Consider the following 26863-nt stretch of genomic DNA (forward strand, 5'->3'; position numbering starts at 1 on the left):
ATCGCCTACGGTTTGCTTCGCTGCACCTCCTCTCGATGCATGCGGCTGCGCCGCACGGTCGCTGCGCTCCCACCCCCGGATCAATCCCTCCACTCAGCCTGCCGACGGGCCCTGCGATCAAAAGCGGTACTCGAGCTAACGCTCATTGTGGTAAGTGGTGAAGGGCGGGTGTTCGGCTTTTGTTTTGTGGTGGGTTTACCCCTCACCCCAGCCCTCTCCCCGAGGAGAGGGAGCCGATTTTTGTGCTTTTCAAAACTTGAGTTCAACGCGGTATCGCACGTCGGCGAACCTCTCCCAAACCACTCAGTCAGTCCCCTCTCCCTCCGGGAGAGGGCTAGGGTGAGGGGGGGGGGGCTTGATCTGGCTTCTGCTCTGGCTCTGGCTCTGGCTCTGGCTTTTGATCTCCAGCCCCATCGGCAGGCCGAGCGGAGGTGTCCATCAGGGGGTAGGCGCGCAGCGCCGTGCGGCGAAGCCGCATACATCGAGAGGAGGTGCAGCGAAGCAAACCGTAGGCGATGCCCCCTGATGGACACTGTAGCGAGGGAACACTGAGCCTAGGCGAAGTGCCGTACGCCGGGGAAAAAGCCTTTTGCTTACTTTTCGGCGTTTGGAAAAGTGAGTCGCTGTAAGAGCGAAACCGCCAGCGGCAGCACCCGGAGCAACGGATATGCCCCCAATAAAAAAACCACAAAAAAACGGCCCCCATTCTCATGGAGGCCGTTCCCGTTACAACTTAAGGCGCTATCGCAAGACAGCTCTTATTTGCGGTCTTCCAGCTTGGTGATATCCCGCGACTCATACCCGGTGTAAAGCTGACGCGGACGGCCAATCTTGTACGGGCTTGAGAGCATTTCCTTCCAGTGCGAGATCCAGCCGACAGTACGTGCCAGGGCGAAAATCACAGTGAACATGCTGGTCGGAATGCCGATCGCCTTGAGGATGATCCCCGAGTAGAAGTCGACGTTCGGGTACAGCGAGCGTTCGATGAAGTACGGGTCGGTCAGAGCGATCTCTTCCAGGCGCATGGCCAGTTCGAGTTGTGGATCGTTCTGGATGCCCAGTTCCTTCAACACTTCGTCGCAGGTCTGCTTCATTACAGTCGCGCGAGGGTCGCGGTTCTTGTAGACGCGGTGACCGAAGCCCATCAGCTTGAACGGATCGTTCTTGTCCTTGGCCTTGGCGATGAACTTGTCGATGTTCGAGACATCGCCGATTTCATCGAGCATGGTCAGCACGGCTTCGTTCGCACCGCCGTGGGCAGGGCCCCACAGGGCGGCGATGCCGGCGGCGATACAGGCGAACGGGTTGGCACCCGAGGAGCCCGCCAGACGCACGGTGGAGGTCGAAGCGTTCTGCTCGTGGTCGGCATGGAGGATGAAGATCCGGTCCATGGCCTTGGCGAGTACCGGGCTGATCGGTTTGATCTCGCACGGGGTGTTGAACATCATGTGCAGGAAGTTTTCCGCGTACGACAGGTCGTTGCGCGGGTACATCATGGGTTGACCCATGGAGTACTTGTAAACCATCGCGGCCAGAGTCGGCATCTTGGCAACCAGGCGGATCGCGGAGATTTCGCGATGCTGCGGGTTATTGATGTCGAGGGAGTCGTGGTAGAAGGCCGAGAGGGCGCCGACTACACCGCACATGACGGCCATCGGGTGGGCGTCACGGCGGAAGCCGTTGAAGAAGGTTTTCAGCTGCTCGTGAACCATGGTGTGGTTCTTCACGGTGCCGACGAACTGGGCCTTTTGCTCTGCGGTCGGCAGTTCGCCGTTCAGCAGCAGGTAGCAGGTTTCCAGGTAGTCCGACTTTTCAGCCAGCTGTTCGATCGGGTAGCCGCGGTGCAGCAGGATGCCGTTGTCGCCGTCGATATAGGTGATCTTCGATTCGCAGGAAGCGGTCGACATGAAACCGGGGTCGAAAGTGAAGCGGCCCGTGGCCGTCAGGCCCCGAACATCGATAACATCGGGACCAACGGTGCCGGTTAAAATGGGCAGCTCGACGGGGGCTGCGCCCTCGATGATCAACTGCGCTTTTTTGTCAGCCATGTGGCCTCCTATTTATGCTTGAAATCATCAGACAGACCCCCCACGCAGGGCCCGCACCACTATAGTGAGATAAATTCGAATGTCAATTTGCCTAAAGTCTTGCTCCAGAAGGCTTTAACCGTACTTTTTCCTCGAAATTGCCTGCCATTTACGCCTTTTATACGACTTGTGCAATCCGCTATTGGGGGTAGGCGATTGCGTTGTCATTAGTAGCCTAACTGTCTATACTCGGCGACCGACCGCCAAGGGCTTTTGGGCTTGCTTTCATTGGGGGTCGCATCCCTGGGTGGTGGTTACCTGACCAGTGCACTCCCCAACAACTTTGCCCTGATTGTTAGGGGCTCTTCAGTGTGAAAAAAAAGCCGTGAAAAGCCAACGACCTGTAAACCTAGACCTAAGGACCATCAAACTCCCCATCACCGGCGTTACGTCGTTTCTTCACCGTGTTTCCGGCATCATCCTCTTCCTGGGCCTTGGCATCATGCTTTATGCATTGGGCAAATCCCTGGGTTCCGAGGAAGGTTATGTCGAGGTGAAGGCATGCTTGACCAGCCCGCTGGCCAAGTTCGTAGCATGGGGCCTCCTGTCCGCTCTTCTGTATCACCTGGTTGCCGGTGTGCGCCACTTGATCATGGACATGGGCATCGGTGAGACGCTGGAAGGCGGCCGCCTGGGCTCGAAACTGATCATCGCCGTTTCCGTGGTGCTGATCGTTCTGGCAGGAGTTTGGATATGGTAACCAGCGTTACAAACCTTTCGCGTTCGGGCCTCTATGACTGGATGGCGCAGCGTGTGTCTGCGGTCGTTCTCGCGGCTTATTTCATATTCCTGATCGGCTACCTCGCCGCGAACCCGGGCATTGGCTACGACCAATGGCACGGCCTGTTCGCCCACAACGGAATGCGTATCTTCAGTCTGCTGGCACTGGTTGCCCTGGGCGCTCACGCCTGGGTCGGCATGTGGACCATCGCGACCGACTACCTGACGCCAATGGCGCTGGGCAAGTCCGCGACTGCAGTACGTTTCCTTTTCCAGGCAGTATGCGGCGTCGCGATGTTCGCTTACTTCGTCTGGGGTGTGCAGATTCTCTGGGGTATCTGATTCATGGCTAACATTCCAACGATTTCTTTCGACGCCATCATTATTGGTGGCGGCGGTGCCGGCATGCGCGCGGCGCTGCAACTGGCACAGGGCGGTCACAAGACTGCCGTGATCACCAAGGTTTTCCCGACCCGTTCGCACACTGTGTCCGCACAGGGCGGGATCACCTGCGCCATCGCTTCGGCCGACCCGAACGATGACTGGCGCTGGCACATGTACGATACCGTCAAGGGTTCCGACTACATCGGTGACCAGGACGCTATCGAATACATGTGTCAGGAAGGCCCGGCTGCCGTTTTCGAGCTGGACCACATGGGTCTGCCGTTCTCGCGTACCGAGCAAGGCCGTATCTACCAGCGTCCGTTCGGCGGTCAGTCGAAGGATTACGGTAAAGGCGGGCAGGCTGCCCGTACGTGCGCCGCTTCCGACCGTACCGGTCACGCGCTGCTGCACACCCTTTATCAGGGCAACCTGAAAGCCGGTACCACGTTCCTGAACGAGTACTACGCTGTCGACCTGGTGAAAAACCAGGAAGGCGAATTCGTCGGTGTGATCGCGATCTGCATCGAAACCGGCGAAACCACCTATATCCGCGCGAAAGCCACCGTACTGGCTACCGGCGGTGCAGGTCGTATCTATGCATCCACCACCAACGCCCTGATCAACACCGGTGACGGCGTCGGCATGGCTCTGCGTGCTGGCGTGCCGGTACAAGACATCGAAATGTGGCAGTTCCACCCGACCGGCATCGCCGGCGCCGGTGTACTGGTTACCGAAGGTTGCCGTGGTGAAGGTGGTTACCTGATCAACAAGCACGGCGAGCGTTTCATGGAGCGTTATGCTCCGAACGCCAAAGACCTGGCCGGTCGTGACGTGGTTGCCCGTTCGATGGTTAAAGAGATCATCGCCGGTAACGGTTGCGGTCCGAATGGCGACCACGTGATGCTCAAACTCGACCACCTGGGCGAGGAAGTGCTGCACAGCCGTCTGCCAGGCATCTGCGAACTGTCGAAGACTTTCGCACACGTTGACCCGGTGGTTGCTCCGGTTCCGGTTGTTCCGACTTGCCACTACATGATGGGCGGCGTTGCCACCAACATTCATGGCCAGGCGATCACCCAGGACGCCGAAGGCGTGGATCAGATCATTCCTGGTCTGTTCGCGGTAGGTGAAGTGGCTTGCGTATCGGTTCACGGTGCCAACCGTCTCGGCGGCAACTCGCTGCTCGACCTGGTGGTATTCGGCCGCGCCGCCGGCCTGCACCTGGAGAAGGCGCTGACCGACGGCATCGAATACGACGATGCTACCGAAGCCGACATCGAAGCTGCCCTGGCGCGTCTGAACGCCCTGAACAACCGTACCGACGGCGAAGACGTCGCTACCCTGCGTCGCGAGCTGCAAAGCTGCATGCAGAACTACTTCGGTGTATTCCGTACCGGCGAATACATGCAGAAGGGTATTGCCCAGCTGGCTGATCTGCGCAAGCGCATCGCCAACGTGAAGATCAACGACAAGTCGCAGGCGTTCAACACTGCACGTATCGAAGCGCTGGAACTGCAAAACCTGCTGGAAGTGGCTGAAGCTACCGCCATCGCTGCCGAAGTACGTAAAGAGTCCCGCGGCGCTCACGCCCGTGAAGACTTCGAAGACCGTGACGACGAAAACTGGCTGTGCCACACCCTGTACTTCCCGGGTGAGAAACGCGTCGCCAAGCGTGCCGTGAACTTCTCGCCGAAGACTGTTCCGACTTTCGAACCTAAAGTCCGGACTTATTAAGGGTGACCGCCATGTTGCAAGTCAGTGTTTATCGTTACAACCCTGATCAGGACGCTGCGCCGTTCATGCAGGAATTCCAGGTCGATACCGGTGGTAAAGACCTGATGGTGCTGGACGTGCTGGCCCTGATCAAAGAGCAGGACGAAGGTTTCTCCTATCGTCGCTCCTGCCGTGAAGGCGTGTGTGGCTCCGACGGCATGAACATCAACGGCAAGAACGGCCTGGCGTGCATCACGCCGCTGTCCGCTGTCGTCAAAGGTAACAAGCTGATCGTTCGTCCGCTGCCAGGTTTGCCGGTTATCCGTGACCTGGTTGTCGATATGAGCATCTTCTACAAGCAATACGAGAAGGTTAAGCCATTCCTGCAGAACGACACGCCGGCTCCGGCCATCGAGCGTCTGCAGTCCCCTGAAGAGCGTGAAAAGCTCGACGGTCTGTACGAGTGCATCCTGTGCGCCTGCTGCTCGACCTCTTGCCCGTCCTTCTGGTGGAACCCGGACAAGTTCCTGGGTCCAGCTGCCCTGCTGCAAGCGTACCGCTTCCTGGCAGACAGCCGTGACACCAAGACGTCCGAGCGTCTGGCGTCCCTCGATGACCCGTTCAGCGTTTTCCGCTGCCGGGGCATCATGAACTGCGTCAACGTATGTCCGAAAGGCCTGAACCCGACTAAGGCCATCGGTCACATCCGTAACATGCTGCTTTCGAGCGGCGTGTGATTCAGCTGCTGTAACCGCTGTACCCGCAGAGGGCTTAGGCGCGGGCTTCAACCCGCGCCATGGCTATAACCAGAGCAGCAGCCATAAGCTGCGGCTCTTATTTTGAAGAAATGAGACAAGCAGGGGCATCCGGGCTGGTACCCGGACTATCAGTGTGATCCTAAGTGGCTTGTTTTGGTCGCTGCATTCGGACTTCTGCAAGCTTGCTCGGTGTCGGCACCGATGGTGTTCCCCTAACCGAGGGTGACCAAGCATGCAAGAAAGCGTGATGCAGCGCATGTGGAACAGCGCCTACCTTTCAGGTGGAAACGCTGCCTATGTGGAAGAGCTCTACGAGCTCTACCTGCACGACCCTAACGCTGTGCCAGAAGAGTGGCGCACCTACTTTCAGAAGCTGCCTGCCGACGGCAGCTCTGCCACCGATGTTTCGCACTCCACAATTCGCGATCATTTCGTGCTGCTGGCAAAGAACCAGCGCCGCGCCCAACCGGTTTCCGCCGGCAGCGTGAGCAGTGAGCACGAGAAGAAGCAGGTTGAAGTGCTGCGATTGATCCAGGCCTACCGTATGCGTGGCCACCAGGCAGCCCAGCTTGACCCGCTGGGACTGTGGCAGCGTCCTGCACCTGCAGACCTGTCGATCAATCACTACGGCTTGACCAATGCCGATCTTGATACGACCTTCCGTGCCGGCGACCTGTTCATCGGCAAAGAGGAAGCGAGCCTACGCGAAATTCACGAAGCGTTGCAGCAGACATATTGCCGCACCATCGGCGCTGAATTTACGCACATCACCGATTCCGAGCAGCGCCAGTGGTTCCAGCAGCGTCTGGAAAGCGTGCGTGGCCGTCCGGAATATTCCGCGGACATCAAGAGCCATCTGCTCGAGCGCGTGACGGCCGGTGAAGGCCTGGAAAAATACCTGGGTACCAAATACCCGGGCACCAAGCGTTTCGGTCTGGAAGGTGGCGAAAGCCTGATTCCGATGCTCGACGAACTGATCCAGCGTTCCGGCTCGTACGGCACCAAGGAAGTCGTCATCGGCATGGCCCACCGTGGCCGTCTGAACGTACTGGTCAACACCTTCGGCAAGAACCCGCGCGAGCTGTTCGACGAGTTCGAAGGCAAGAAGAAGGTCGAGCTGGGTTCCGGTGACGTCAAATACCACCAGGGCTTCTCGTCCAACGTAATGACCACCGGCGGTGAAGTTCACCTGGCCATGGCGTTCAACCCGTCCCACCTGGAAATCGTTTCCCCGGTGGTCGAGGGTTCGGTTCGCGCCCGTCAGGACCGTCGCAACGATTCGACCGGTGAGAAGGTTCTGCCGATCTCCATCCACGGTGATGCTGCATTCGCAGGTCAGGGCGTGGTCATGGAAACCTTCCAGATGTCGCAGACCCGCGGTTTCAAGACCGGCGGTACCGTGCACATCGTGATCAACAACCAGGTCGGTTTCACCATCAGCAACCCGCTGGACTCGCGTTCCACCGAGTACGCCACCGACGTCGCGAAAATGATCCAGGCGCCGATCCTCCATGTGAATGGTGATGATCCGGAAGCCGTATTGTTCGTGACCCAGCTGGCCATCGACTACCGCATGCAGTTCAAGCGTGACGTGGTGATCGACCTGGTCTGCTACCGTCGTCGCGGCCACAACGAGGCCGACGAGCCAAGCGGTACCCAGCCTCTGATGTATCAGCAGATCACCAAGCAGCGCACCACTCGTGAGCTGTACGCTGATCGTCTGACCCAGGCCGGTGTACTGGACGCAGAGCGTGTTCAGGCGAAAGTCGACGAATACCGCAACGCGCTGGACAACGGTCTGCACGTCGTGAAATCGCTGGTCAAAGAGCCGAACAAAGAGCTGTTCGTGGACTGGCGTCCGTATCTGGGCCACGCCTGGACTGCGCGTCACGACACTCGCTTCGACCTCAAGACCCTGCAGGAACTGTCCGCCAAGCTGCTGGAAATTCCGGAAGGCTTCGTGGTTCAGCGTCAGGTCGCGAAGATCTACGAAGACCGTCAGAAGATGCAAGCCGGCGGCCTGCCGATCAACTGGGGTTACGCCGAAACCATGGCGTACGCGACCCTGGCGTTCGAAGGTCACCCGATCCGCATGACTGGCCAGGACATCGGCCGCGGTACGTTCTCGCACCGTCACGCTGTGCTGCACAACCAGAAAGATGCCGGTACCTACATTCCGCTCAAGCATCTGTATGAAGGTCAGCCACGCTTCGACCTGTACGACTCGTTCCTGTCGGAAGAAGCCGTACTTGCGTTCGAATACGGCTACTCGACCACCACGCCAAACGCACTGGTGATCTGGGAAGCCCAGTTCGGCGACTTCGCCAACGGTGCACAGGTTGTTATCGACCAGTTCATCACCAGCGGCGAGCACAAGTGGGGCCGTCTCTGCGGTCTGACCATGCTGCTGCCGCACGGCTACGAAGGTCAGGGCCCTGAGCACAGCTCGGCACGTCTTGAGCGTTACCTGCAGCTGTGCGCCGAGCACAACATTCAGGTGTGCATGCCGACCACCCCGGCCCAGATCTACCACTTGCTGCGCCGTCAGGTGATTCGCCCGCTGCGCAAGCCATTGGTTGTTCTGACTCCAAAGTCGCTGCTGCGCCACAAACTGGCCATCTCGACCCTGGAAGATCTGGCCGAAGGTTCGTTCCAGACCGTTATCCCGGAAATCGATGCCCTGGACCCGAAAAAGGTCGAGCGCGTTGTTCTGTGCAGCGGCAAGGTCTACTACGACCTGCTGGAAAAACGTCGTGCCGAAGGCCGCGAAGATATCGCCATCGTGCGTATCGAGCAGCTGTACCCATTCCCTGAGGACGACTTGAAAGAAGTCCTGGCTCCTTACACCAATGCCAAAGCGGCCGTGTGGTGTCAGGAAGAGCCGATGAACCAGGGCGCCTGGTACTGCAGCCAGCACCACCTGCGTCGCAGCATCAGCAACCTCAACAAATCTCTCGTACTCGAGTACGCGGGCCGTGAGGCTTCTGCTGCCCCAGCATGTGGTTACGCATCGATGCACGCCGAGCAGCAGGAACAACTGCTGCAAGACGCGTTTACCGTTTAACGCCTTCGCGCACCTGAAACCGAATTTAAGGAACCACAGATAATGGCTATCGAGATCAAAGCCCCCACTTTCCCGGAATCGGTTGCCGATGGCACCGTTGCCACCTGGCACAAACAACCGGGCGACGCCGTCAAGCGTGACGAACTGATCGTCGACATCGAAACCGACAAAGTCGTACTGGAAGTGCTGGCTACCGCCGACGGCGTGCTGGGCGCAATCGTCAAGGGCGAGGGCGACACCGTCCTGTCCGACGAAGTCCTGGGCTCCATCGTTGAAGGCGGCGCTGCTGCCACCGCTCCGGCTGCCGCTGCTGCTCCGGCCGCTGCTGCCGCTGCACCTGCTGCCGCTGATGGCGAAGACGATCCGATCGCTGCTCCTGCCGCGCGCAAGCTGGCTGAAGAGAACGGCATCAACATCGCGTCCGTTGCCGGCACCGGCAAAGGCGGTCGCGTGACCAAGGAAGACGTGGTTGCAGCCGTTGCTGCCAAGAAAGCCGCTCCGGCTGCCGCGCCTGCTAAGGTTGCTGCTCCGGCCGCCGCCGCTCCTGTGTTCGCTGCTGGCGACCGCATCGAGAAGCGCGTTCCGATGACCCGCGTTCGTGCCACCGTTGCCAAGCGTCTGGTTGAAGCTCAATCGAACATGGCGATGCTGACCACTTTCAACGAAGTCGACATGACCGAAGTCATGGCCCTGCGTTCGAAGTACAAGGACCTGTTCGAGAAGTCCCACAATGGCGTACGCCTGGGCTTCATGTCGTTCTTCGTCAAGGCTGCCACCGAAGCGCTGAAACGCTTCCCGGCGGTCAACGCTTCGATCGACGGCAACGACATCGTTTACCACGGTTATGCCGACATCGGTGTCGCTGTTTCCAGCGACCGTGGCCTGGTAGTTCCGGTTCTGCGTAACGCCGAGCACATGAGCCTGGCTGAAATCGAAGGCGGCATCGCCACCTTCGGCAAGAAAGCCCGTGACGGCAAACTGTCGATGGACGAAATGACCGGCGGCACCTTCACCATCACCAACGGTGGTACCTTCGGTTCGATGATGTCGACCCCGATCGTCAACCCGCCGCAGGCAGCGATTCTGGGCATGCACAACATCATCCAGCGTCCGATGGCCATCAACGGTCAGGTCGTGATCCGTCCGATGATGTACCTGGCACTGTCCTACGATCACCGTCTGATCGATGGCAAAGAAGCTGTAACCTTCCTGGTGACCATCAAGAACCTGCTGGAAGATCCGGCTCGTCTGTTGCTGGATATCTGATAGAAGCAGTCACGCGCTGCAAGCTTCAAGCTGCGGGAAAACGCAGCCTGGCTTGCAGCGCGCGGCTTGAAGCTTTTCGCTAAAGAGGATTTTTTGAATGTCGCAGAAATTTGACGTAGTAGTGATCGGTGCGGGCCCTGGCGGCTACGTGGCAGCTATCAAGGCCGCGCAACTCGGCCTGAGCACTGCCTGCATCGAGAAGTACACCGATGCTGAAGGCAAGCAAGCCCTGGGCGGCACCTGCCTGAACGTAGGCTGCATTCCTTCCAAGGCGCTGCTGGACAGCTCCTGGAAATACAAGGAAGCGAAAGAAAGCTTCAACGTCCACGGTATCTCGACCGGCGAAGTCAAAATGGACGTCGCTGCGATGGTTGGCCGCAAGGCTGGCATCGTCAAGAACCTGACCGGTGGTGTTGCCACTCTGTTCAAGGCCAACGGCGTTACTTCGATCCAGGGCCACGGCAAACTGCTGGCCGGCAAGAAAGTCGAAGTCACCAAGCCGGACGGCTCGGTTGAAGTCATCGAAGCCGAAAACGTCATTCTGGCTCCAGGCTCGCGTCCGATCGACATTCCACCGGCTCCGGTCGATCAGAAAGTCATCGTCGATTCGACCGGCGCTCTGGAATTCCAATCCGTACCTAAACGTCTGGGCGTGATCGGCGCTGGCGTGATCGGTCTGGAACTGGGTTCGGTCTGGTCGCGTCTGGGTGCGGAAGTGACTGTCCTGGAAGCCCTGGAAACCTTCCTGATGGCAGCGGACACCGCTGTTTCCAAGGAAGCGCTGAAAACCCTGACCAAACAGGGTCTGGACATCAAACTGGGCGCTCGCGTAACCGGCTCGAAAGTGAACGGCGACGAAGTCGTTGTGAACTACACCGACGCCAACGGCGAACAGACCATCACTTTCGACAAGCTGATCGTAGCCGTTGGTCGCCGTCCGGTGACCACTGATCTGCTGGCTGCCGACAGCGGCGTGACCCTGGACGAGCGCGGTTTCGTGCACGTTGACGATCACTGTGCCACCACCGTACCGGGCGTTTACGCTATCGGTGACGTGGTTCGCGGCATGATGCTGGCTCACAAGGCCTCGGAAGAGGGCATCATGGTTGTCGAGCGCATCAAGGGCCACAAGGCCCAGATGAACTATGACCTGATCCCTTCGGTTATTTATACTCACCCGGAAATCGCATGGGTCGGTAAAACCGAGCAGGCCTTGAAAGCTGAAGGCGTTGAAGTTAACGTCGGCACCTTCCCGTTCGCAGCATCCGGCCGTGCCATGGCCGCCAACGATACCGGTGGTTTCGTCAAGGTCATCGCCGATGCCAAGACCGACCGCGTATTGGGCGTGCACGTGATTGGCCCGAGCGCCGCAGAACTGGTTCAGCAGGGCGCGATCGGTATGGAATTCGGCACCAGCGCTGAAGATCTGGGCATGATGGTTTTCTCCCATCCGACCCTGTCTGAAGCCTTGCACGAAGCAGCTTTGGCAGTGAATGGCGGCGCCATCCACATTGCCAACCGCAAGAAGCGTTAAGACACACAATAAGAAACCACGGCGGTACGGCCCGTCGTGAGCCTTGCGTGCAAGACTCACCGCGGAATGTCCGCTGGACGCAGCCTTGCGTAGCTGCACCGGGTATCCGGAAAGGCTACGCAAGCAGCAGTCACAGGTGGCGCGGCACTCATAAAGAGCGCAGCGCCGAATGCGCAGTACCTAACGAAGACGGTAAAAAGCATGAATCTTCACGAGTATCAGGGTAAGCAGCTGTTCGCTGAATACGGCCTGCCAGTTTCCACTGGTTTCGCAGTAGACACCCCGGAAGCAGCAGCAGAAGCTTGCGACAAAATCGGCGGCAACGAGTGGGTTGTCAAAGCCCAGGTTCACGCCGGTGGTCGCGGTAAAGCGGGCGGCGTCAAGCTGGTTCGCAGCAGAGAAGACGCCAAAGCCTTCGCACAGCAGTGGCTGGGCAAGCGTCTGGTGACTTACCAGACTGACGCCAACGGCCAGCCAGTCACCAAGATCCTGGTTGAATCGTGCACTGATATCGCTAAAGAGCTGTACCTGGGCGCTGTCGTTGACCGTTCGAGCCGTCGCATCGTGTTCATGGCTTCCACCGAAGGTGGCGTGGACATCGAGAAAATCGCTCACGACACTCCAGAAAAAATTCTGAAAGCCACCATCGATCCACTGGTCGGCGCTCAGCCATTCCAGGGTCGCGAGCTGGCATTCCAGCTGGGTCTGGAAGGCAAGCAGGTTGCTCAGTTCGCCAAGATCTTCGTAGGTCTGGCCAAGCTGTTCAAGGATCACGACCTGGCTCTGCTGGAAGTGAACCCGCTGGTGATCAAGGCTGACGGCGATCTGCACTGCCTGGATGCCAAGATCAACATCGACGCCAACGCAATGTACCGCCAGCCCAAGCTGAAGACTTTCCACGATCCGTCGCAGGACGATCCGCGCGAAGCGCACGCTGCCAAGTTCGAACTGAACTACGTAGCGCTGGAAGGCAACATCGGCTGCATGGTGAACGGTGCCGGCCTGGCCATGGGTACCATGGACATCGTCAACCTGCACGGCGGCAAGCCAGCCAACTTCCTCGACGTAGGTGGTGGTGCTACCAAAGAACGCGTAACCGAAGCTTTCAAAATCATTCTGTCCGACAGCAACGTCGCTGCAGTACTGGTTAACATCTTCGGCGGCATCGTTCGTTGCGACATGATTGCCGAAGGCATCATCGGTGCAGTGAAAGAAGTCGGCGTGAAAATCCCGGTTGTTGTTCGTCTTGAAGGCAACAACGCTGAACTGGGCGCTAAAGTACTGGCAGAAAGCGGTTTGAACATCATCGCTGCTACCAGCCTGACCGACGCTGCTCAACAAGTCGTTAAAGCTGCGGAGGGCAAGTAATGAGCGTCCTGATCAATAAAGACACCAAAGTAATCTGCCAGGGCTTCACCGGCGCGCAGGGTACTTTCCACTCCGAACAAGCCATTGCCTACGGCACCAAAATGGTTGGCGGCGTGACCCCAGGCAAAGGTGGCACCACTCACCTGAACCTGCCTGTGTTCAACACCGTGAAAGAAGCTGTAGAAGCTACTGGCGCCACCGCCAGCGTAATCTACGTTCCGGCTCCTTTCTGCAAGGACTCGATCCTGGAAGCAGCTTTCGGCGGCATCAAGCTGATCGTCTGCATCACCGAAGGCATTCCTACCCTGGACATGCTGGACGCGAAAGTTAAGTGCGACGAGCTGGGTGTTACCCTGATCGGCCCTAACTGCCCAGGCGTGATCACCCCAGGCGAATGCAAGATCGGCATCATGCCAGGTCACATTCACTTGCCAGGCAAGGTCGGTATCGTTTCCCGTTCCGGCACCCTGACCTACGAAGCTGTGAAGCAGACCACTGACGCCGGTTTCGGTCAGTCGACTTGCGTCGGCATCGGTGGTGACCCGATCCCGGGTTCGAACTTCATCGACATCCTGAAGCTGTTCCAGGAAGACCCGAAGACCGAAGCGATCGTCATGATCGGCGAGATCGGCGGTTCGGCTGAAGAAGAAGCGGCTGCCTACATCAAGGCTAACGTGACCAAGCCGGTTGTTTCCTACATCGCTGGTGTGACTGCTCCTCCGGGCAAGCGCATGGGCCATGCTGGCGCAATCATCTCCGGCGGCAAAGGCACTGCAGACGAGAAATTCGCTGCTCTGCAAGACGCAGGCGTGAAAACCGTGCGTTCGCTGGCAGACATCGGCAAGGCCCTGGCCGAGCTGACTGGCTGGGAAGTGAAGAAGTAAGCTTCGGCTGACTTCTCTGCTCCAGCAACAAAGGCCACCTTCGGGTGGCCTTTGTCGTTTCTGGCGTTCGGGTGGACGATGGCAATTTATAAGCACTCACCCAATAACATGCAAAAACGCGACACAGAAACGTCGCGTATCGGATAGTTCGCCCTCTAACAGTGCGTTTGTCGGGCAAATTCGTTAGGCTAGCCGCCATTTTGCGTCTGCCGCCCACAAGGCATGCAACGCGCTAAACGGGTCAGTCTTATACGGATTGACAGCATTTCCCTAACCCCACAGGGAAATCCCCCTCTAAATTCCGATTCAGTAGTGTGGTATTTCCTTAATGAAAGTTTTGAAAGGTCAGGACATCCTGGCACTTGGCTTTATGACATTCGCCCTGTTCGTCGGGGCCGGCAACATCATCTTCCCGCCTATCGTCGGTTTGCAGTCCGGGCCTAACGTCTGGATCGCAGCGCTGGGCTTTCTGATCACGGCGGTCGGTCTGCCGGTGGTCACCGTGGTCGCACTGGCCAAGGTCGGTGGCGCAATGGACGCCCTGAGCAGCCCGATCGGCAAAATCGCTGGTGGCGTGCTGGCAGCGGCTTGCTACCTGGCCGTCGGCCCATTGTTCGCCACCCCGCGAACCGCGACCGTCTCCTTTGAAGTAGGTCTGGCGCCGCTGACCGGCGAGAGCCCGCTGGCACTGTTCCTCTACAGTTCGGTGTACTTCCTGCTGGTGTTCTTCATTTCGCTCTACCCTGGGCGTCTGCTGGACACCGTCGGTCGCTTCCTCGCGCCGCTGAAAATCATCGCCCTGGCCGTGCTCGGCATCGCCGCATTCGCACTGCCGGCTGGTGATATCGGCGTGGCCACTCCGGAATACGTTGCGGCACCGTTCTCCCAGGGCTTCATCAATGGTTACCTGACCATGGATACCCTCGGCGCGCTGGTGTTCGGCATCGTCATCGTCAACGCGATCCGCTCCCGTGGCGTCGAGTCGCCGGCGCTGATCACCCGTTACGCGATCATCGCCGGGCTGATTGCCGGTGTCGGTCTGGCGCTGGTGTATGTCAGCCTGTTCCGTCTGGGTTCCGGCAGCCATGAAGTGGCGGCGGGCGCGACCAACGGTGCGGCGGTGCTGCACGCTTACGTGCAACACACCTTCGGTTCGCTGGGCAGCGGCTTCCTCGCCGTGCTGATCTCCCTGGCGTGCCTGGTGACGGCGGTTGGCCTGACCTGCGCCTGTGCCGAATACTTCAGCCGCGTACTGCCGCTGTCCTACAAGACCCTGGTGATCATCCTGGCGGCGTTCTCGCTGCTGGTGTCCAACCTGGGCCTGACCAAGCTGATCGCGTTCTCGATCCCGGTACTGACCGCGATCTACCCGCCGTGCATCGTGCTGGTGGCCCTGAGCTTCTGTGCGGCGTTCTGGCATGAACAGAGCCGCATCATGGGCCCGGTAATGTTGGTGTCGTTTGTGTTCGGCACCATCGATGCCTTGAAAGGCGCCGGTCTGGCTGACTGGATGCCATCGCAACTGGCCCACCTGCCGCTGAGCGAGCAAGGTCTGGCATGGCTGGTGCCGTGCGTGATGACCCTGGTGGTTGCCGTGGTTTGCGACCGCCTGCTGGGCAAGCGCGCCGAAGCACTCGCCTAAGATTGCCGGGCCGCCACAAGCGGCTGCCGAGCGATTAAACAGAAATGCCCCGTATCAATCGATACGGGGCATTTTTGTATTTCACACACTATTGTTGGTTGGTAGCGAGATAGCGGACGACGGTAGCCGTATTGAATTGGTAGCGACAGTTGCCGGATGCAATGATTTTGTTGTCAGGTTGCACGACGACTGACTCCCATAGTTCTCGATCAAACCCGATATTCGTTTCTTGAAATCCAGCGGTTCCGAAGGTGGTATCAGGTTTGCCTGTCACATCGTATCGAGCGACTAGCGAACTTTCATTACTCCTGAGGCCGATCAGGCCTACAACAACAATTCCACTGATTGTGTTTCCACCTATCGCGTTCCATGCGTTGGCCTCTCCTGTTGGCGCTTCACTGACCACAGGCTTGCCTCCGTTGAAAACGAGGTTGGGGCTGCCATTAGCGTTGTAAAAAGCAATTACGCCTCTTCGCTCACGCCCCCAGACGTCATTCGAATTCAGATCTCGCGATCCAGCGACAATAACGCTGCCATCCGGATTCAGCATCATGCTCGAAAACTCCGTGTATACGCCGTCCACTCGGATTCGGATTTCGCCGTTCTGCCCAAATCCCTGGTCGGGTGTTCCATTGGGGTGGTAGCGGGCGATGAGGCCCTCATAGTCAAATGTGGAGCCTGCAATGGTGATCTTTCCGTCGTTCGATACGGCCACAGCTGCGATGCGGTACTTGGTTATCAGACTGCCGCTGCCATTGAACGATGAGTCTGGAGAACCGTCGTGTGAGAATTTTTGGATCAGTGTCCATGAAGTGAATACGATTGCACCATCAGGGCCGATTGCAACGTTGGAAAGGGGAGAGTTCGAAGTATTTGCCGACATCGCTATCAGGCTCAATACATTTGGATTCGCAATCGGTGGGACGATCACTACGCCGTCATCACCAAAAGTTTGATCACGAGTTCCATCTGGAAGAAGGCGCAGGATGGCGTCATTCTTAGCATCAGTACCATAATGGGTGCCGATCAAAATAATGCTGCCATCGTCATTTCGTTGAGCCCCAAATGGAAACGCGGGAGCACCATCCTTGAAGCCGCCGGTGAAAATTCCGTTATTGGCGAATCCGGTATCCAGGGTGCCGTTTTCCAGGAGTTGAACCAGCTGGAAGTCCAGGCGATCCTCCCATCTGACGCTTCCCCACATCAAGATTTTGCCTTCGTCGAGTCGTGCCACAATATCAAGGGTGTCGCTGCCTGGAAGGGAAAAATCATAGGCAACTCCATCTTCACCAAAAGTTTGATCAAAGCCTTGGTTGTTCTGACTTTTTTTCGCGCGTATCTGAGCTGGTCTTGACATGGTTGATGCTCCGGGATGGCGGTTGGTCGTTCTCCAATGACGTTACTCGGCTGAAGCCCACCTTGCACCTGTCAGAACTGACAGCTATTGATTGCACGCGACCAATAGAATTCTCAGTAAGCGGTGCCTTTTGCGCTCATCTGGCGTCCAAGCTGGGTTCATGTCGCGAGGGTAAAACTATGAAGTTATTGCTTGCGCGGAAACTTTCTTGCTACTTGCCTAGCTATCATCAAAGGACCTGCATGTCGTTCATCCAAGCCAACCTGATCCATCTGCTGGCCGCGCTCTGGTTTGTCATCTGCTGGGGTGGTTACACCCGTTATGCCACCTGGAAGGGCCGTGACACCGCGTGCCTGGCCAGCGTGCTGCACCTGTACCGCGAAGACTGGATGCGCCGCATGCTGCTGCGCGACAACCGCATCGCCGATGCCAGCGTGATCGGCAACCTTGAACGCAACGCCTCGTTCTTCGCTTCCAGCACACTGATTATTCTGGCGGGCATTCTGACCGTGCTCGGCGCTTCGGAGCGCGCGGTGTCATTGCTGGCGGATATTCCGATGGTGCAACAGGCCTCGCAGGGCATGTCGGAGATCAAGTTGCTGTGCCTGGCGCTGGTGTTCGTCTACGCCTTCTTCACCTTCAGCTGGTGCATGCGCCAGTACAACTTCGCCGCCATTCTGGTCGGCTCGGCCCCGATGATCGGTGAGCGGCAAGTCTCGGAGCAGGAGCGCAAGGCGTTCGCCTCACGGGCGGCGCGGGTGATTTCGATGGCGGCCAATCAGTTCAACTTCGGTCTGCGTTCGTATTACTTCGGGATGAGCATGCTGGCGTGGTTCGTCAGCCCGTGGCTGTTCATGTTGATGAGCGCCGGCGTGGTGCTGGTGTTGTATCGCCGGGAGTTTCATTCCGACGTGCTCGATGTAATGGTCTATACCCCTACAGAGGCGCCATTGCCCGAAGCGAACAAAGAGGCTGCTTGATGAGTATTCCGTTCTGGTGTGTGTTTATCAGTGCATTGTTGATCTACGTGGCGCGTATGCCGGTCGGAAAGGCCATGAAAGAGCAGGGCGGTTACAACAACCACCTGCCGCGTCAGCAGCAGGCGCAACTCACCGGTTACGGCGCCCGGGCACTGGCGGCACATCAGAACAGCATCGAAGCGTTCATCCTGTTCGCCGTTGGCGTGCTGATGGCGCATACCACGCAGACGGCGGGATGGCTGATCGATACATTGGCGATCATCTTCGTGATCTCACGGATTTTCTATTTATGGTTCTACCTGGCGGATATTCCCAAGCTGCGCAGTCTGGTCTGGCTGGTCGGCTTAGTGTGTTCATTGTTGCTGATGATTAGTCCGACTTTTAGAACTGTCTTGCTCTAAGACGGCATGGACAAAAATCACAGGCAAAAGAAAACCCGCACTTGGCGGGTTTTCTTTTGGGCTGTCGAGAAGCGGCTTATTGCTTCTTGGCAGCTTCTTCTTGCGCTGCAGCGTTCGATTCGGCCTGAGCTTTGGCAGCTTCGGCGTTTTCTTTCGCTGCGTCGTTCACTTTATCCTGAGCTTTGTTCATGTCTTGCTGAGCTTGTTCAGCATGTTGGTTGGCATCTTGAGCTTTGTCCTCGGATTTTTTATCGCAGGCAGCGAGACCGAGGGAAGCGGTCAACATCAAGGCAATAGCTAAAGTCTTACGCATGGGGTGTTTCTCCTTATGGAAAATAACTACTGGCCTTAAGAGCTCAGGCCCACGGCTTAAGTTCCTCATTTCTTTCAGATATATAAGTTTGTTTTGCAATGGAACTTTTGCTGTTCTTTCCACTACTGGGAATAGCCACTAACAAGAGTAATTATCAAATGGCCGAAAACCCCGTTTTTGAGCGTGCGACACGGTTTCTCTCGGCCTTGCGCCACTGTCAGGTGCTGGGATTGAAGGTGCATGGCGCAAGTAGCGAAGGCCTGACGGTGGTGCTGCCGTACAGTGCACAAATTGTCGGTAATCCGCTGACCGGCGTGGTCCACGGCGGGGCGATCACGTCGCTGATGGATACCGCGTGCGGCATGTCGACCCTGTGCGTCCTGCCGGAATTCGAAGTCTGCCCGACCCTCGATTTGCGCATCGATTACATGCACGCCGCCGAGCCGCGTAAAGACGTGTATGGCTTCGCCCAATGTTATCGAGTCACCACCGATGTGATCTTCGCTCGCGGCTTCGCCTATCAGGATGATCCCGAGCAACCGATTGCCCATGTCGTCGGCACCTTCATGCGCATGGGCAAGGGCCTTAAAGGCACCAAAGGCTTTGGTGGCGCGATCAAGGGAGAAACCCCATGAGCGACGATTTCAAGCAGCAACTGCAAGAGGCACACGAGAAGGGTGACTACGCGCCGTTGCTGAAGCTGATTCCCTACGCCGGACTCATCGGCGTCGAGTGCTCGCGAGTCGGTGATGACTTGCTGTTCAGGCTGCCAGCAAACAAGGACAACATTGGTAACCCTTTATTGCCAGCGATTCACGGCGGAGTGATTGCCGGGTTCATGGAGCTGTCCGCGGCCCTGCACCTGCTGATTTTCACCGGCGCGCCCGGTGTACCGAAAATTATCGATTTCTCCCTCGATTACCTGCGGGCCGGGCAGTTTCGCGACACCTGGGCCCGGTGTCAGGTCTGCCGTCAGGGCCGGCGGGTGGCCAACGTCGCAGTCACGGCCTGGCAAAGCACCGAAAGCGAACCGATTGCCACCGCCCGTGCTCACTTCAAAATCGATGAGCCCTTGAAATCCTGAACCACGCCCCCAACTCACAGAACAACCCGCCGCCGGCCAGCAAGGTCGCGGCCAATGCCATCTGATTGGAGTTTGATGACCATGAGTGTGGAAACTCAAAAGGAAACCCTGGGCTTCCAGACCGAGGTGAAGCAACTGCTGCACCTCATGATCCATTCGCTGTATTCCAACAAGGAAATCTTCCTTCGCGAATTGATCTCGAACGCCTCTGACGCTGTCGACAAATTGCGCTTCGAAGCCCTGGCCAAGCCTGAGTTGCTCGAAGATGGCGCTGAACTGAAAATCCGTGTGAGCTTCGACAAGGACGCCAAGACCGTCACCCTCGAAGACAACGGCATCGGCATGAACCGTGACGATGTGATCACCCACCTGGGTACCATTGCCAAATCCGGCACTGCCGATTTCATGAAGAACCTGTCCGGCGATCAGAAGAAGGATTCGCACCTGATCGGTCAGTTCGGTGTGGGTTTCTACTCGGCCTTCATCGTTGCTGACAAAGTTGACGTGTACAGCCGTCGCGCCGGCACTGCTGCCAGCGAAGGCGTGCACTGGTCGTCGAAAGGCGAGGGCGAATTCGAAGTCGCCACCATCGACAAGCCGGAGCGCGGCACTCGCATCGTCCTGCACCTGAAATCCGGTGAAGACGAGTTTGCCGATGGCTGGCGCCTGCGCAACATCATCAAGAAGTACTCCGACCACATCGCGCTGCCGATCGAGTTGCCGAAAGAAGTGGCCGCTGCCGAAGGCGAAGAGAAGCCTGAAGTTGAATGGGAAACCGTCAACCGCGCCAGCGCCCTGTGGACCCGTCCTCGCACCGAAGTGAAGGACGAGGAATACCAGGAGTTCTACAAACACATCGCTCACGACTTCGAAAACCCGCTGTCGTGGAGCCATAACAAGGTCGAAGGCAAGCTCGAGTACAGCTCGCTGCTGTACGTACCGGCCCGCGCACCGTTCGATCTGTACCAGCGTGAAGCGCCGAAAGGCCTGAAGCTGTACGTACAGCGCGTGTTCGTGATGGATCAGGCCGAGTCGTTCCTGCCGCTGTACCTGCGCTTCATCAAGGGCGTGGTCGACTCCAACGACCTGTCGCTGAACGTGTCGCGGGAAATCCTGCAGAAAGACCCGATCATCGACTCGATGAAGTCGGCGCTGACCAAGCGCGTGCTGGACATGCTGGAAAAACTGGCGAAGAACGAGCCTGAGCAATACAAGGGCTTCTGGAAGAACTTCGGTCAGGTCATGAAAGAAGGCCCGGCAGAAGATTTCGCCAACAAGGAAAAAATTGCCGGTCTGCTGCGCTTCGCATCGACCAACGGCACCGACGGCGAGCAGATCGTCGGTCTGGCCGAGTACCTGGCGCGCGCCAAGGAAGGTCAGGACAAAATCTACTACCTCACCGGCGAAACCTACGCGCAGGTCAAGAACAGCCCGCACCTGGAAGTCTTCCGCAAGAAAGGCATCGAAGTGCTGCTGCTGACCGACCGTATCGACGAGTGGCTGATGAGTTACCTCAGCGAATTCGACGGCAAGACGTTTGTCGACGTCGCGCGCGGTGACCTGGATCTGGGCAATCTGGACTCGGAAGAGGACAAGAAGGCCGCAGAAGAAGTCGCCAAGTCGAAAGAAGGTCTGGTCGAGCGCCTGAAAACCGCACTGGGCGATTCCGTTGCCGAAGTCCGGGTTTCCCATCGCCTGACCGATTCGCCGGCTATTCTGGCCATCGGCGAGCAGGATCTGGGTCTGCAAATGCGTCAGATCCTTGAAGCCAGTGGGCAGAAGGTGCCGGATTCGAAGCCGATCTTCGAATTCAACCCGAGCCACCCGCTGATCGAGAAGCTCGACAACGAGGCCAGCGAAGATCGCTTCAGCGACCTGTCGCACATCCTCTTCGACCAGGCCGCCCTGGCGGCGGGCGACAGCTTGAAAGACCCGGCCGCTTACGTGAGCCGCCTGAACAAGCTGCTGGTCGAGCTGTCCGCTTGATCAAACTGTAGAAAAACCCGCTTCGGCGGGTTTTTTCATTCTGGTGTTCAACCAATCAGGAGTCAGAAATGAGCCAAGTCACTGTACGTTCCGTGGTCTATCAGATTGACGGCCAGCCTTATGAAGGTCGCCTGGCCTTCGACGCCGAGCACAAAGGCGCGCGTCCGGGCCTGCTGATGGCGCCGAACTGGATGGGTGTCAGCGCTGGCGCTGAAGAGATCGCCAAATCGGTGGCGGCCAAGGGTTATGTGGTGCTGATCGCTGACGTGTATGGCCAGGCCGTGCGTCCGCAGAACGCTGATCAGGCTGGTGCGGCGATGATGCCGCTGAAGAATGATCGTGCGCTGCTGCGCAAGCGTATGCAGGCCGCATTCGAGCAATTGCAGAAGCAGGGCGAGGCGGTGGTCGATACCTCGAAACTGGCGGTGTTCGGCTTCTGCTTCGGCGGCTGCTGCGCGCTGGATCTGGCTCGCACCGGTGCCCCGGTGAAAGCGGCGGTGTCGTTCCACGGCACACTGGATTCGCCGAACCCGGCGGACGCGAAGAACATCAAGGGCTCGGTGCTGGTGCTGCACGGTGCTTCGGACCCGCTGGTGCCGAAAGAGCAGTTACCGGCATTCGAGGACGAGATGAACGCTGCTGGCGTGGACTGGCAGTTGCTGAGCTACGGTGGCGCCGTGCACTCGTTCACCGATCCGCACGCCAATGTGCCGGGCAAGATGATGTACGACGCGAAGACCGCAGCGCGGGCGTTCAAGTCGATGCATGACTTGCTGGAAGAAGTGTTCAAGGGCTGAAGCCTGAAGAGCAAAAGCCCCTCATCGGAACGCCGCCCGCCTAACCCTCTCCCGAAGGGAGAGGGGATCGATTGGGGCATATTTCAGAGCTACGCCGACCTGAACTTGCATTGTTGAATCCATAATCGACTCGGTGTTTCAGGTCGATGTATAACGCAAGACACCTCGGTCGGCTCCCTCTCCCCCTAGGAGAGGGCTGGGGTGAGGGCCGGCGGTTTAACGCGGCAGTTCAATCCGCTCGACTTCCCCCGGCACCGTCGGCCAGTCCCCGGCCGCCCACTTGCGTCGCGCCTCATCGATCGCCGCCGGATCGCTCGCGACAAAATTCCAGTTGATTCGCCGTGGCCCATCCAGTGGCGCACCACCGAACAACACCGCGTGGCTGTCGCTCTCGGCGAACAGACTCATCTCTTCCCCGGCCGGCAATACCGCCAGCGCATGGGGTTCCACCGTCTCGCCATTCAGCTGCACATCACCACTCAACACATACAGCGCCCGCTCTTCATGTTCGGTCGGGATCAGCAACGTGGTCGCGGTTTGCATCTTCAGTTCGGCATACAGCGTAGGAGAAAGCACCGGCACCGGTGATTCCAGGCAAAAGCCTGACCCGGCAATCATGCGGATCTGCACGCCCAGGTTGTCGCTGACCGGCAAGGTCGCGGCCGGGTGGTGGCTGTAATGCCCCGGGCCTTGTTCGTGATCCTTGGGCGAGGCGAGCCAGATTTGCAGGCCGTGCATCTTGAAGCTTTGCTCCCACAGCGGTTCAGGCGTGCGCTCGACGTGCGCGATCGCCGTACCAGCCGTCATCCAGCTGACATCGCCGGCGCTGACCACCTGATCCGAACCCAGGCTGTCCTTGTGCTGGATCTGTCCTTCGAACAAATACGTGAGGGTCGACAGACCGATGTGCGGATGCTGTCGGATGTTCATGCCTTTGCCCGCCGGATAAACCGTTTCGAGCATGTGGTCGAAAAACACAAAAGGCCCGACGCTGCGGCATTTGGCTGACGGCAGCGGGCGCAGGATCGGCTGGCCTTCGACGTCTTCGGCGCGCGGGCGGATGATCAGGGGTTGGGTGTCCATGGTCCATTCCAGGCTGAGCGGGTGATGCGTGGAGCATAACCCGCCGGTGTCATCGAGGTGATTACTGGCTGTCGAAGCCGACTGGCGCGTGGGTTTCGATGGTGACTTCGCTGGTGGTCATCAGCTTGTGGATCGGGCAGCGATCGGCGACGCGCAGCAGTTCTTCGCGCTGGGCATCGGTGAGCACGCCCTTGAGGGTGAGGGTCACGTGCAGGGCGTATTTGCCTTTCTGTTCCTGGCTGTTGTCGCGTTTGACCTCAACGCCGACGCCGGTCAGCGGGATGTCCTTTTTCTTCGCGTACAGCTTCAGGGTCAGGGCCTTGCAGGCACCGAGGGCGGCGTCGAAGTAATCGTGCGGCTCCGGAGCCGAGCCTTCGCCGCCAGCAGTCGTCGGGACGTCTGCAAACAGCTCATGCTCATCGATCTGAACGGTGTGGCGAAAACCTTCGGCGGACACGGTATTGACGGTAACGGTCATGTGAACCTCGCAAGCTGTAGGAAAAGGGATTCGATCAAAAAAGACCTTGCAGGTATAGAGCATTTCCCACACAGGCGCGTTCCACTTTCTTGCCGGGTGAACCCTCGTTGCCCGGCGAGGGTCTAGGCTATGCCTGTCTGCCGGAGAATGCTTGTGTCCGTGTTTCGTTTGAGTCTTGCCTGCCTGATGGCTTTCACCGGCGCCGCCAGTGCCCGGGAATACACCTACAGTGACGCGCACCTGCATTACGTGGATTTTTTCCAGGAAACCGCCGGCATGCCGAAATTGCTGACGGCCATGAAGGAAAATGCCATCGAGCATGTGATGATTTCCGGCATTCCCGTGGCGAAGAAATGGCACGAAGACGAGCCGAAGCGCCCGCGTTATTACGCCGGCGATGACGCCGATGCCTATTGGTACAGCGCGACTGACGTGATCGTCGCCGACGCGGTGCAGAAGCTGACGCCGGAGCAACGCCAGTACTTTCACCCGTTTCTTTCAGGCTTCAACCCCAACGACAAGAACTCCGCCGCGCACATCCAGCGCATGCTCGATCTGTATCCCGGCTTGTGGCAGGGCATCGGCGAGGTATTCACCCGTCACGACGATCTCACCGCACTCACCTCCGGCGACACGCCACGCGCCAACAACGAAGCCATGACCCGCATCTATCACCTGGCCGCTGAAAACGATCTGCCGGTGATGCTGCATTCCAATATCACCTCCAAGCGTGAGAAGAATCCGCTGTACCTGAAGGAAATCGAAGAGCCGCTGCGTAATCATCCGCACACCCGGTTCATCTGGGCGCATGCCGGCACCAGCGCCGAAATCCACCGTCATCAGACGCAGCTGGATTTTCTGCTGCCGACCCTGACGCGAATGCTGGAGGCGTACCCGAACCTGTTCATCGATCTGTCGTGGAGCTTGCTGACGCCTTATCTGCTGGACGAAAAGGGTCAGCCGCGAGCGGAATGGGTGCAACTGGTAGAGCGCTATCCGGATCGGTTCATGATCGGTTCGGACGTGGTCGGGCGATTCAACAAACTCGGCAAGGAAATCCACGGCTTCAAGCCGTTTCTCGACGCCTTGCCGGAAGCCGTGGCGAAAAAAGTCGCACGGGACAACTTCCTGGCGATATTGCCGCGAACAGCGCTCAAGTCCGGCAAACCCACGCTGAATCGTTAATGCCGAGGGTTCGTAGGATCAAGGCCTTTTGATATCGCGTTTTGGTCTTACGCATTTTTTAAAAGGGCCGATACCTTCTAGAACAACCAGCTGCAGGGTTGATGCAGCGCTTTTGGAAGGAACCAGAGCAATGAGTATCCGTAGTCTCAATATTGCGCCCCGGGCCGGGCTGGGTTTTGGCGTGCTGGCGCTGATGGTATTTGCCCTTGGGGCGTTCGCCCTGTTGCAGATGTCGAACATGCGTGCGCAATCCGACGAGGTCGACAATAACTGGCTGCCCAGCGTGATGGCGGTGGGCGAGATGAGTCAGGACATGCTGCGCCTGCGCGCGCTGACCATGCGCCTGTTGCTCAATCGCGATCCGCAGGCGCTGGAGCAGAACGTGGCCAAGCTCAATGATTTGCGCGGTGTGCTGAGTGAAGCCCAGCAGCGTTACGACAGCCTGATCGCGTTGCCCGCAGAGCGCGCGCTGTTCGACCGCTTCAAGGTCGCTGAACACAAGTACCTGGAGCTTCAGGCACAGGTGATGACGTTGTCTGCTCAGGGACGAGTGGAAGAGGCGGCCACCATTCTCAATGGACAGATGAGCCCGCTGGCGGATGAAATTGCAGTGACCCTGCGTGAGTTGGTCGAATTGAACAAGCACAACGCCAACCTCGCCACAGAGGCCGCACGGCTGGTGTTCACCAACTCGCGGGTGTGGGTCGGGGTGATGATCGGCATCACTGCGCTGATTACCATCGCGCTGGCGTTATTGCTGACCCGCAGCATCGTGCTGCCGCTGTCGCAATCGCTCAATGTCGCGGAAGTGGTGGCCGGAGGCGATCTGACCGGGGATATCTGCATTTCCGGCAAGGACGAACCGGCGCGGCTGCTGCACGCGCTCAAGAGCATGCAGCACAACCTGCGTGACACTATCCGCCGGATCTCGGAGTCCTCCAGTCAGTTGGCCTCGGCCTCGGAAGAGTTGAGCTGCGTCACCGAAGACGCGACGCGGGGGCTGCATCAGCAGAGTCTGGAAATCGAACAGGCGGCTACGGCGGTCAACCAGATGACGGCGGCGGTGGAGGAGGTGGCGAGCAATGCCGTCGCGACTTCCGAGGCGTCCCGTGAGTCTGATCGTATTGCCCAGCATGGCCGCGAGCAGGTGCAGCAGACCGTGTCGTCCATCGAGCTGCTGGCGGACGATGTCACCGCCAATGCCACGCAGGTGGAGGATCTGGCGCAGAAGGTCTATAGCATCAGCAAAGTGCTGGACGTGATCCGCTCGATTGCCGAGCAGACCAATCTGCTGGCGTTGAACGCGGCGATCGAGGCTGCCCGGGCTGGAGATGCCGGACGGGGTTTTGCGGTGGTGGCGGACGAAGTGCGGGCGCTGGCCCATCGCACTCAGCAGTCGACGCAGGAGATCGAGCAGATGATCGGCGGCATCCAGCAGGGCACCGATTCGGCGGTCAGCTCGATGCAGCAGAGCAACGTCCGGGCGCGCTCGACCCTGGAGCTGGCGAAGGCCGCCGGCATTGCGCTGGAGGAAATCGCTTCGGCGTTTACCTTGATCAACGAGCGCAACCTGGTGATCGCCAGTGCGTCGGAAGAGCAGGCGGCCGTGGCGCGGGAGGTTGACCGCAATCTGATGAACATCCGTGACCTGGCGATGCAGACGTCGGCGGGTGCCAACCAGACCAGCGCTGCGAGTCAGGAGCTGTCGCGGCTGGCGGTGGACCTGAACAGCATGGTGGCCAGGTTCTCGGTCTGATCAGCGTTCGACAGGCGAAAAAA

At 58.5% G+C, this 26863-nt stretch carries 23 protein-coding genes; 18 read left to right on the forward strand and 5 right to left on the reverse strand.

The window, feature by feature from the left end:
* Positions 1-758: 758 nt before the first annotated feature.
* Positions 759-2048, reverse strand: a complete 1290-nt coding sequence (gltA, locus tag PDR5_RS08175; RefSeq protein ID WP_007959044.1) for a citrate synthase — start codon at positions 2046-2048, stop codon at positions 759-761.
* Positions 2049-2412: 364 nt separating this feature from the next.
* Between gltA and sdhC the strand changes: the two genes are divergently transcribed.
* From sdhC to brnQ, 10 genes are all read left to right on the forward strand, one after another.
* Complete coding sequence (gene sdhC, locus PDR5_RS08180) at positions 2413-2787, forward strand: succinate dehydrogenase, cytochrome b556 subunit (RefSeq protein WP_011333113.1); 375 nt, start codon at positions 2413-2415, stop codon at positions 2785-2787.
* Complete coding sequence (gene sdhD / locus PDR5_RS08185) at positions 2781-3149, forward strand: succinate dehydrogenase, hydrophobic membrane anchor protein (RefSeq protein WP_007977503.1); 369 nt, start codon at positions 2781-2783, stop codon at positions 3147-3149. The genes sdhC and sdhD overlap by 7 nt, the downstream gene beginning before the upstream one ends.
* A 3-nt stretch (positions 3150-3152) precedes the next feature.
* Positions 3153-4925: a succinate dehydrogenase flavoprotein subunit gene (gene sdhA / locus PDR5_RS08190; RefSeq protein WP_011333114.1), complete on the forward strand. Its 1773-nt coding sequence runs from the start codon at positions 3153-3155 to the stop codon at positions 4923-4925.
* A gap of 11 nt (positions 4926-4936) precedes the next feature.
* On the forward strand, positions 4937-5641 hold the full coding sequence (locus PDR5_RS08195; RefSeq protein ID WP_007959035.1) for a succinate dehydrogenase iron-sulfur subunit: 705 nt from the start codon (positions 4937-4939) through the stop codon (positions 5639-5641).
* 253 nt (positions 5642-5894) lie between these two features.
* Complete coding sequence (locus PDR5_RS08200; RefSeq protein WP_039769786.1) at positions 5895-8726, forward strand: 2-oxoglutarate dehydrogenase E1 component; 2832 nt, start codon at positions 5895-5897, stop codon at positions 8724-8726.
* A 42-nt stretch (positions 8727-8768) separates the two neighbouring features.
* The gene (odhB, locus tag PDR5_RS08205; protein WP_064594477.1) at positions 8769-9992 is read left to right on the forward strand and encodes a 2-oxoglutarate dehydrogenase complex dihydrolipoyllysine-residue succinyltransferase; all 1224 of its coding nucleotides are present in this window, start codon (positions 8769-8771) and stop codon (positions 9990-9992) included.
* A gap of 97 nt (positions 9993-10089) precedes the next feature.
* A complete protein-coding gene (gene lpdA, locus PDR5_RS08210; RefSeq protein ID WP_064594480.1) occupies positions 10090-11526 on the forward strand; it encodes a dihydrolipoyl dehydrogenase in 1437 nt (478 codons plus the stop codon).
* A 201-nt stretch (positions 11527-11727) separates the two neighbouring features.
* Positions 11728-12894, forward strand: a complete 1167-nt coding sequence (gene sucC / locus PDR5_RS08215) for an ADP-forming succinate--CoA ligase subunit beta (RefSeq protein ID WP_064594483.1) — start codon at positions 11728-11730, stop codon at positions 12892-12894.
* On the forward strand, positions 12894-13778 hold the full coding sequence (gene sucD, locus PDR5_RS08220) for a succinate--CoA ligase subunit alpha (protein WP_011333119.1): 885 nt from the start codon (positions 12894-12896) through the stop codon (positions 13776-13778). The genes sucC and sucD overlap by 1 nt, the downstream gene beginning before the upstream one ends.
* 328 nt (positions 13779-14106) lie before the next feature.
* On the forward strand, positions 14107-15420 hold the full coding sequence (brnQ, locus tag PDR5_RS08225; protein ID WP_039769790.1) for a branched-chain amino acid transport system II carrier protein: 1314 nt from the start codon (positions 14107-14109) through the stop codon (positions 15418-15420).
* 88 nt (positions 15421-15508) lie between these two features.
* Here the strand turns inward: brnQ and PDR5_RS08230 are convergent, their stop codons facing one another.
* The gene (locus PDR5_RS08230) at positions 15509-16777 is read right to left on the reverse strand and encodes a hypothetical protein (protein WP_064594486.1); all 1269 of its coding nucleotides are present in this window, start codon (positions 16775-16777) and stop codon (positions 15509-15511) included.
* Between the two features lie 242 nt (positions 16778-17019).
* Between PDR5_RS08230 and PDR5_RS08235 the strand changes: the two genes are divergently transcribed.
* Positions 17020-17757 carry a DUF599 domain-containing protein gene (locus PDR5_RS08235; RefSeq protein ID WP_011333121.1) on the forward strand — a complete coding sequence of 246 codons (738 nt, stop codon included), beginning with the start codon at positions 17020-17022 and terminating at the stop codon, positions 17755-17757.
* The gene (locus PDR5_RS08240) at positions 17757-18158 is read left to right on the forward strand and encodes an MAPEG family protein (RefSeq protein WP_064594489.1); all 402 of its coding nucleotides are present in this window, start codon (positions 17757-17759) and stop codon (positions 18156-18158) included. The genes PDR5_RS08235 and PDR5_RS08240 overlap by 1 nt, the downstream gene beginning before the upstream one ends.
* A gap of 76 nt (positions 18159-18234) precedes the next feature.
* Here the strand turns inward: PDR5_RS08240 and PDR5_RS08245 are convergent, their stop codons facing one another.
* Positions 18235-18471, reverse strand: coding sequence for a hypothetical protein (locus PDR5_RS08245; RefSeq protein ID WP_007959016.1), 237 nt, complete (start codon positions 18469-18471; stop codon positions 18235-18237).
* Positions 18472-18629: 158 nt separating this feature from the next.
* Between PDR5_RS08245 and PDR5_RS08250 the strand changes: the two genes are divergently transcribed.
* The 4 genes from PDR5_RS08250 to PDR5_RS08265 all read left to right on the forward strand — a co-directional run bounded on the left by PDR5_RS08250 (position 18630) and on the right by PDR5_RS08265 (position 22338).
* Entirely contained in the window at positions 18630-19106 is a 477-nt protein-coding gene (locus PDR5_RS08250; protein ID WP_064594491.1) for a PaaI family thioesterase, read from the forward strand.
* Positions 19103-19555 carry a PaaI family thioesterase gene (locus PDR5_RS08255; RefSeq protein ID WP_064594494.1) on the forward strand — a complete coding sequence of 151 codons (453 nt, stop codon included), beginning with the start codon at positions 19103-19105 and terminating at the stop codon, positions 19553-19555. The genes PDR5_RS08250 and PDR5_RS08255 overlap by 4 nt, the downstream gene beginning before the upstream one ends.
* An 81-nt stretch (positions 19556-19636) precedes the next feature.
* Positions 19637-21541 (forward strand): molecular chaperone HtpG, encoded by a 1905-nt coding sequence (htpG, locus tag PDR5_RS08260; RefSeq protein ID WP_064600721.1) that lies wholly within the window; start codon positions 19637-19639, stop codon positions 21539-21541.
* Positions 21542-21609: 68 nt separating this feature from the next.
* Positions 21610-22338, forward strand: a complete 729-nt coding sequence (locus PDR5_RS08265; RefSeq protein WP_064594496.1) for a dienelactone hydrolase family protein — start codon at positions 21610-21612, stop codon at positions 22336-22338.
* Between the two features lie 216 nt (positions 22339-22554).
* Here the strand turns inward: PDR5_RS08265 and PDR5_RS08270 are convergent, their stop codons facing one another.
* A complete protein-coding gene (locus PDR5_RS08270; RefSeq protein WP_064594499.1) occupies positions 22555-23421 on the reverse strand; it encodes a pirin family protein in 867 nt (288 codons plus the stop codon).
* A 61-nt stretch (positions 23422-23482) separates the two neighbouring features.
* The gene (locus PDR5_RS08275) at positions 23483-23899 is read right to left on the reverse strand and encodes an OsmC family protein (protein ID WP_007959010.1); all 417 of its coding nucleotides are present in this window, start codon (positions 23897-23899) and stop codon (positions 23483-23485) included.
* Positions 23900-24046: 147 nt separating this feature from the next.
* On the opposite strand from PDR5_RS08275, the gene PDR5_RS08280 reads away from it, so the two are divergent.
* Both PDR5_RS08280 and PDR5_RS08285 read left to right on the forward strand, forming a co-directional pair.
* Entirely contained in the window at positions 24047-25084 is a 1038-nt protein-coding gene (locus PDR5_RS08280; RefSeq protein ID WP_442963852.1) for an amidohydrolase family protein, read from the forward strand.
* 130 nt (positions 25085-25214) lie between these two features.
* Positions 25215-26840 carry a methyl-accepting chemotaxis protein gene (locus tag PDR5_RS08285; protein ID WP_064594503.1) on the forward strand — a complete coding sequence of 542 codons (1626 nt, stop codon included), beginning with the start codon at positions 25215-25217 and terminating at the stop codon, positions 26838-26840.
* The last annotated feature ends 23 nt before the right edge of the window (positions 26841-26863 follow it).

It is taken from the genome of Pseudomonas sp. DR 5-09 (genome assembly GCF_001655595.1).
GTDB classification, from domain to species: domain Bacteria; phylum Pseudomonadota; class Gammaproteobacteria; order Pseudomonadales; family Pseudomonadaceae; genus Aquipseudomonas; species Aquipseudomonas pharyngis.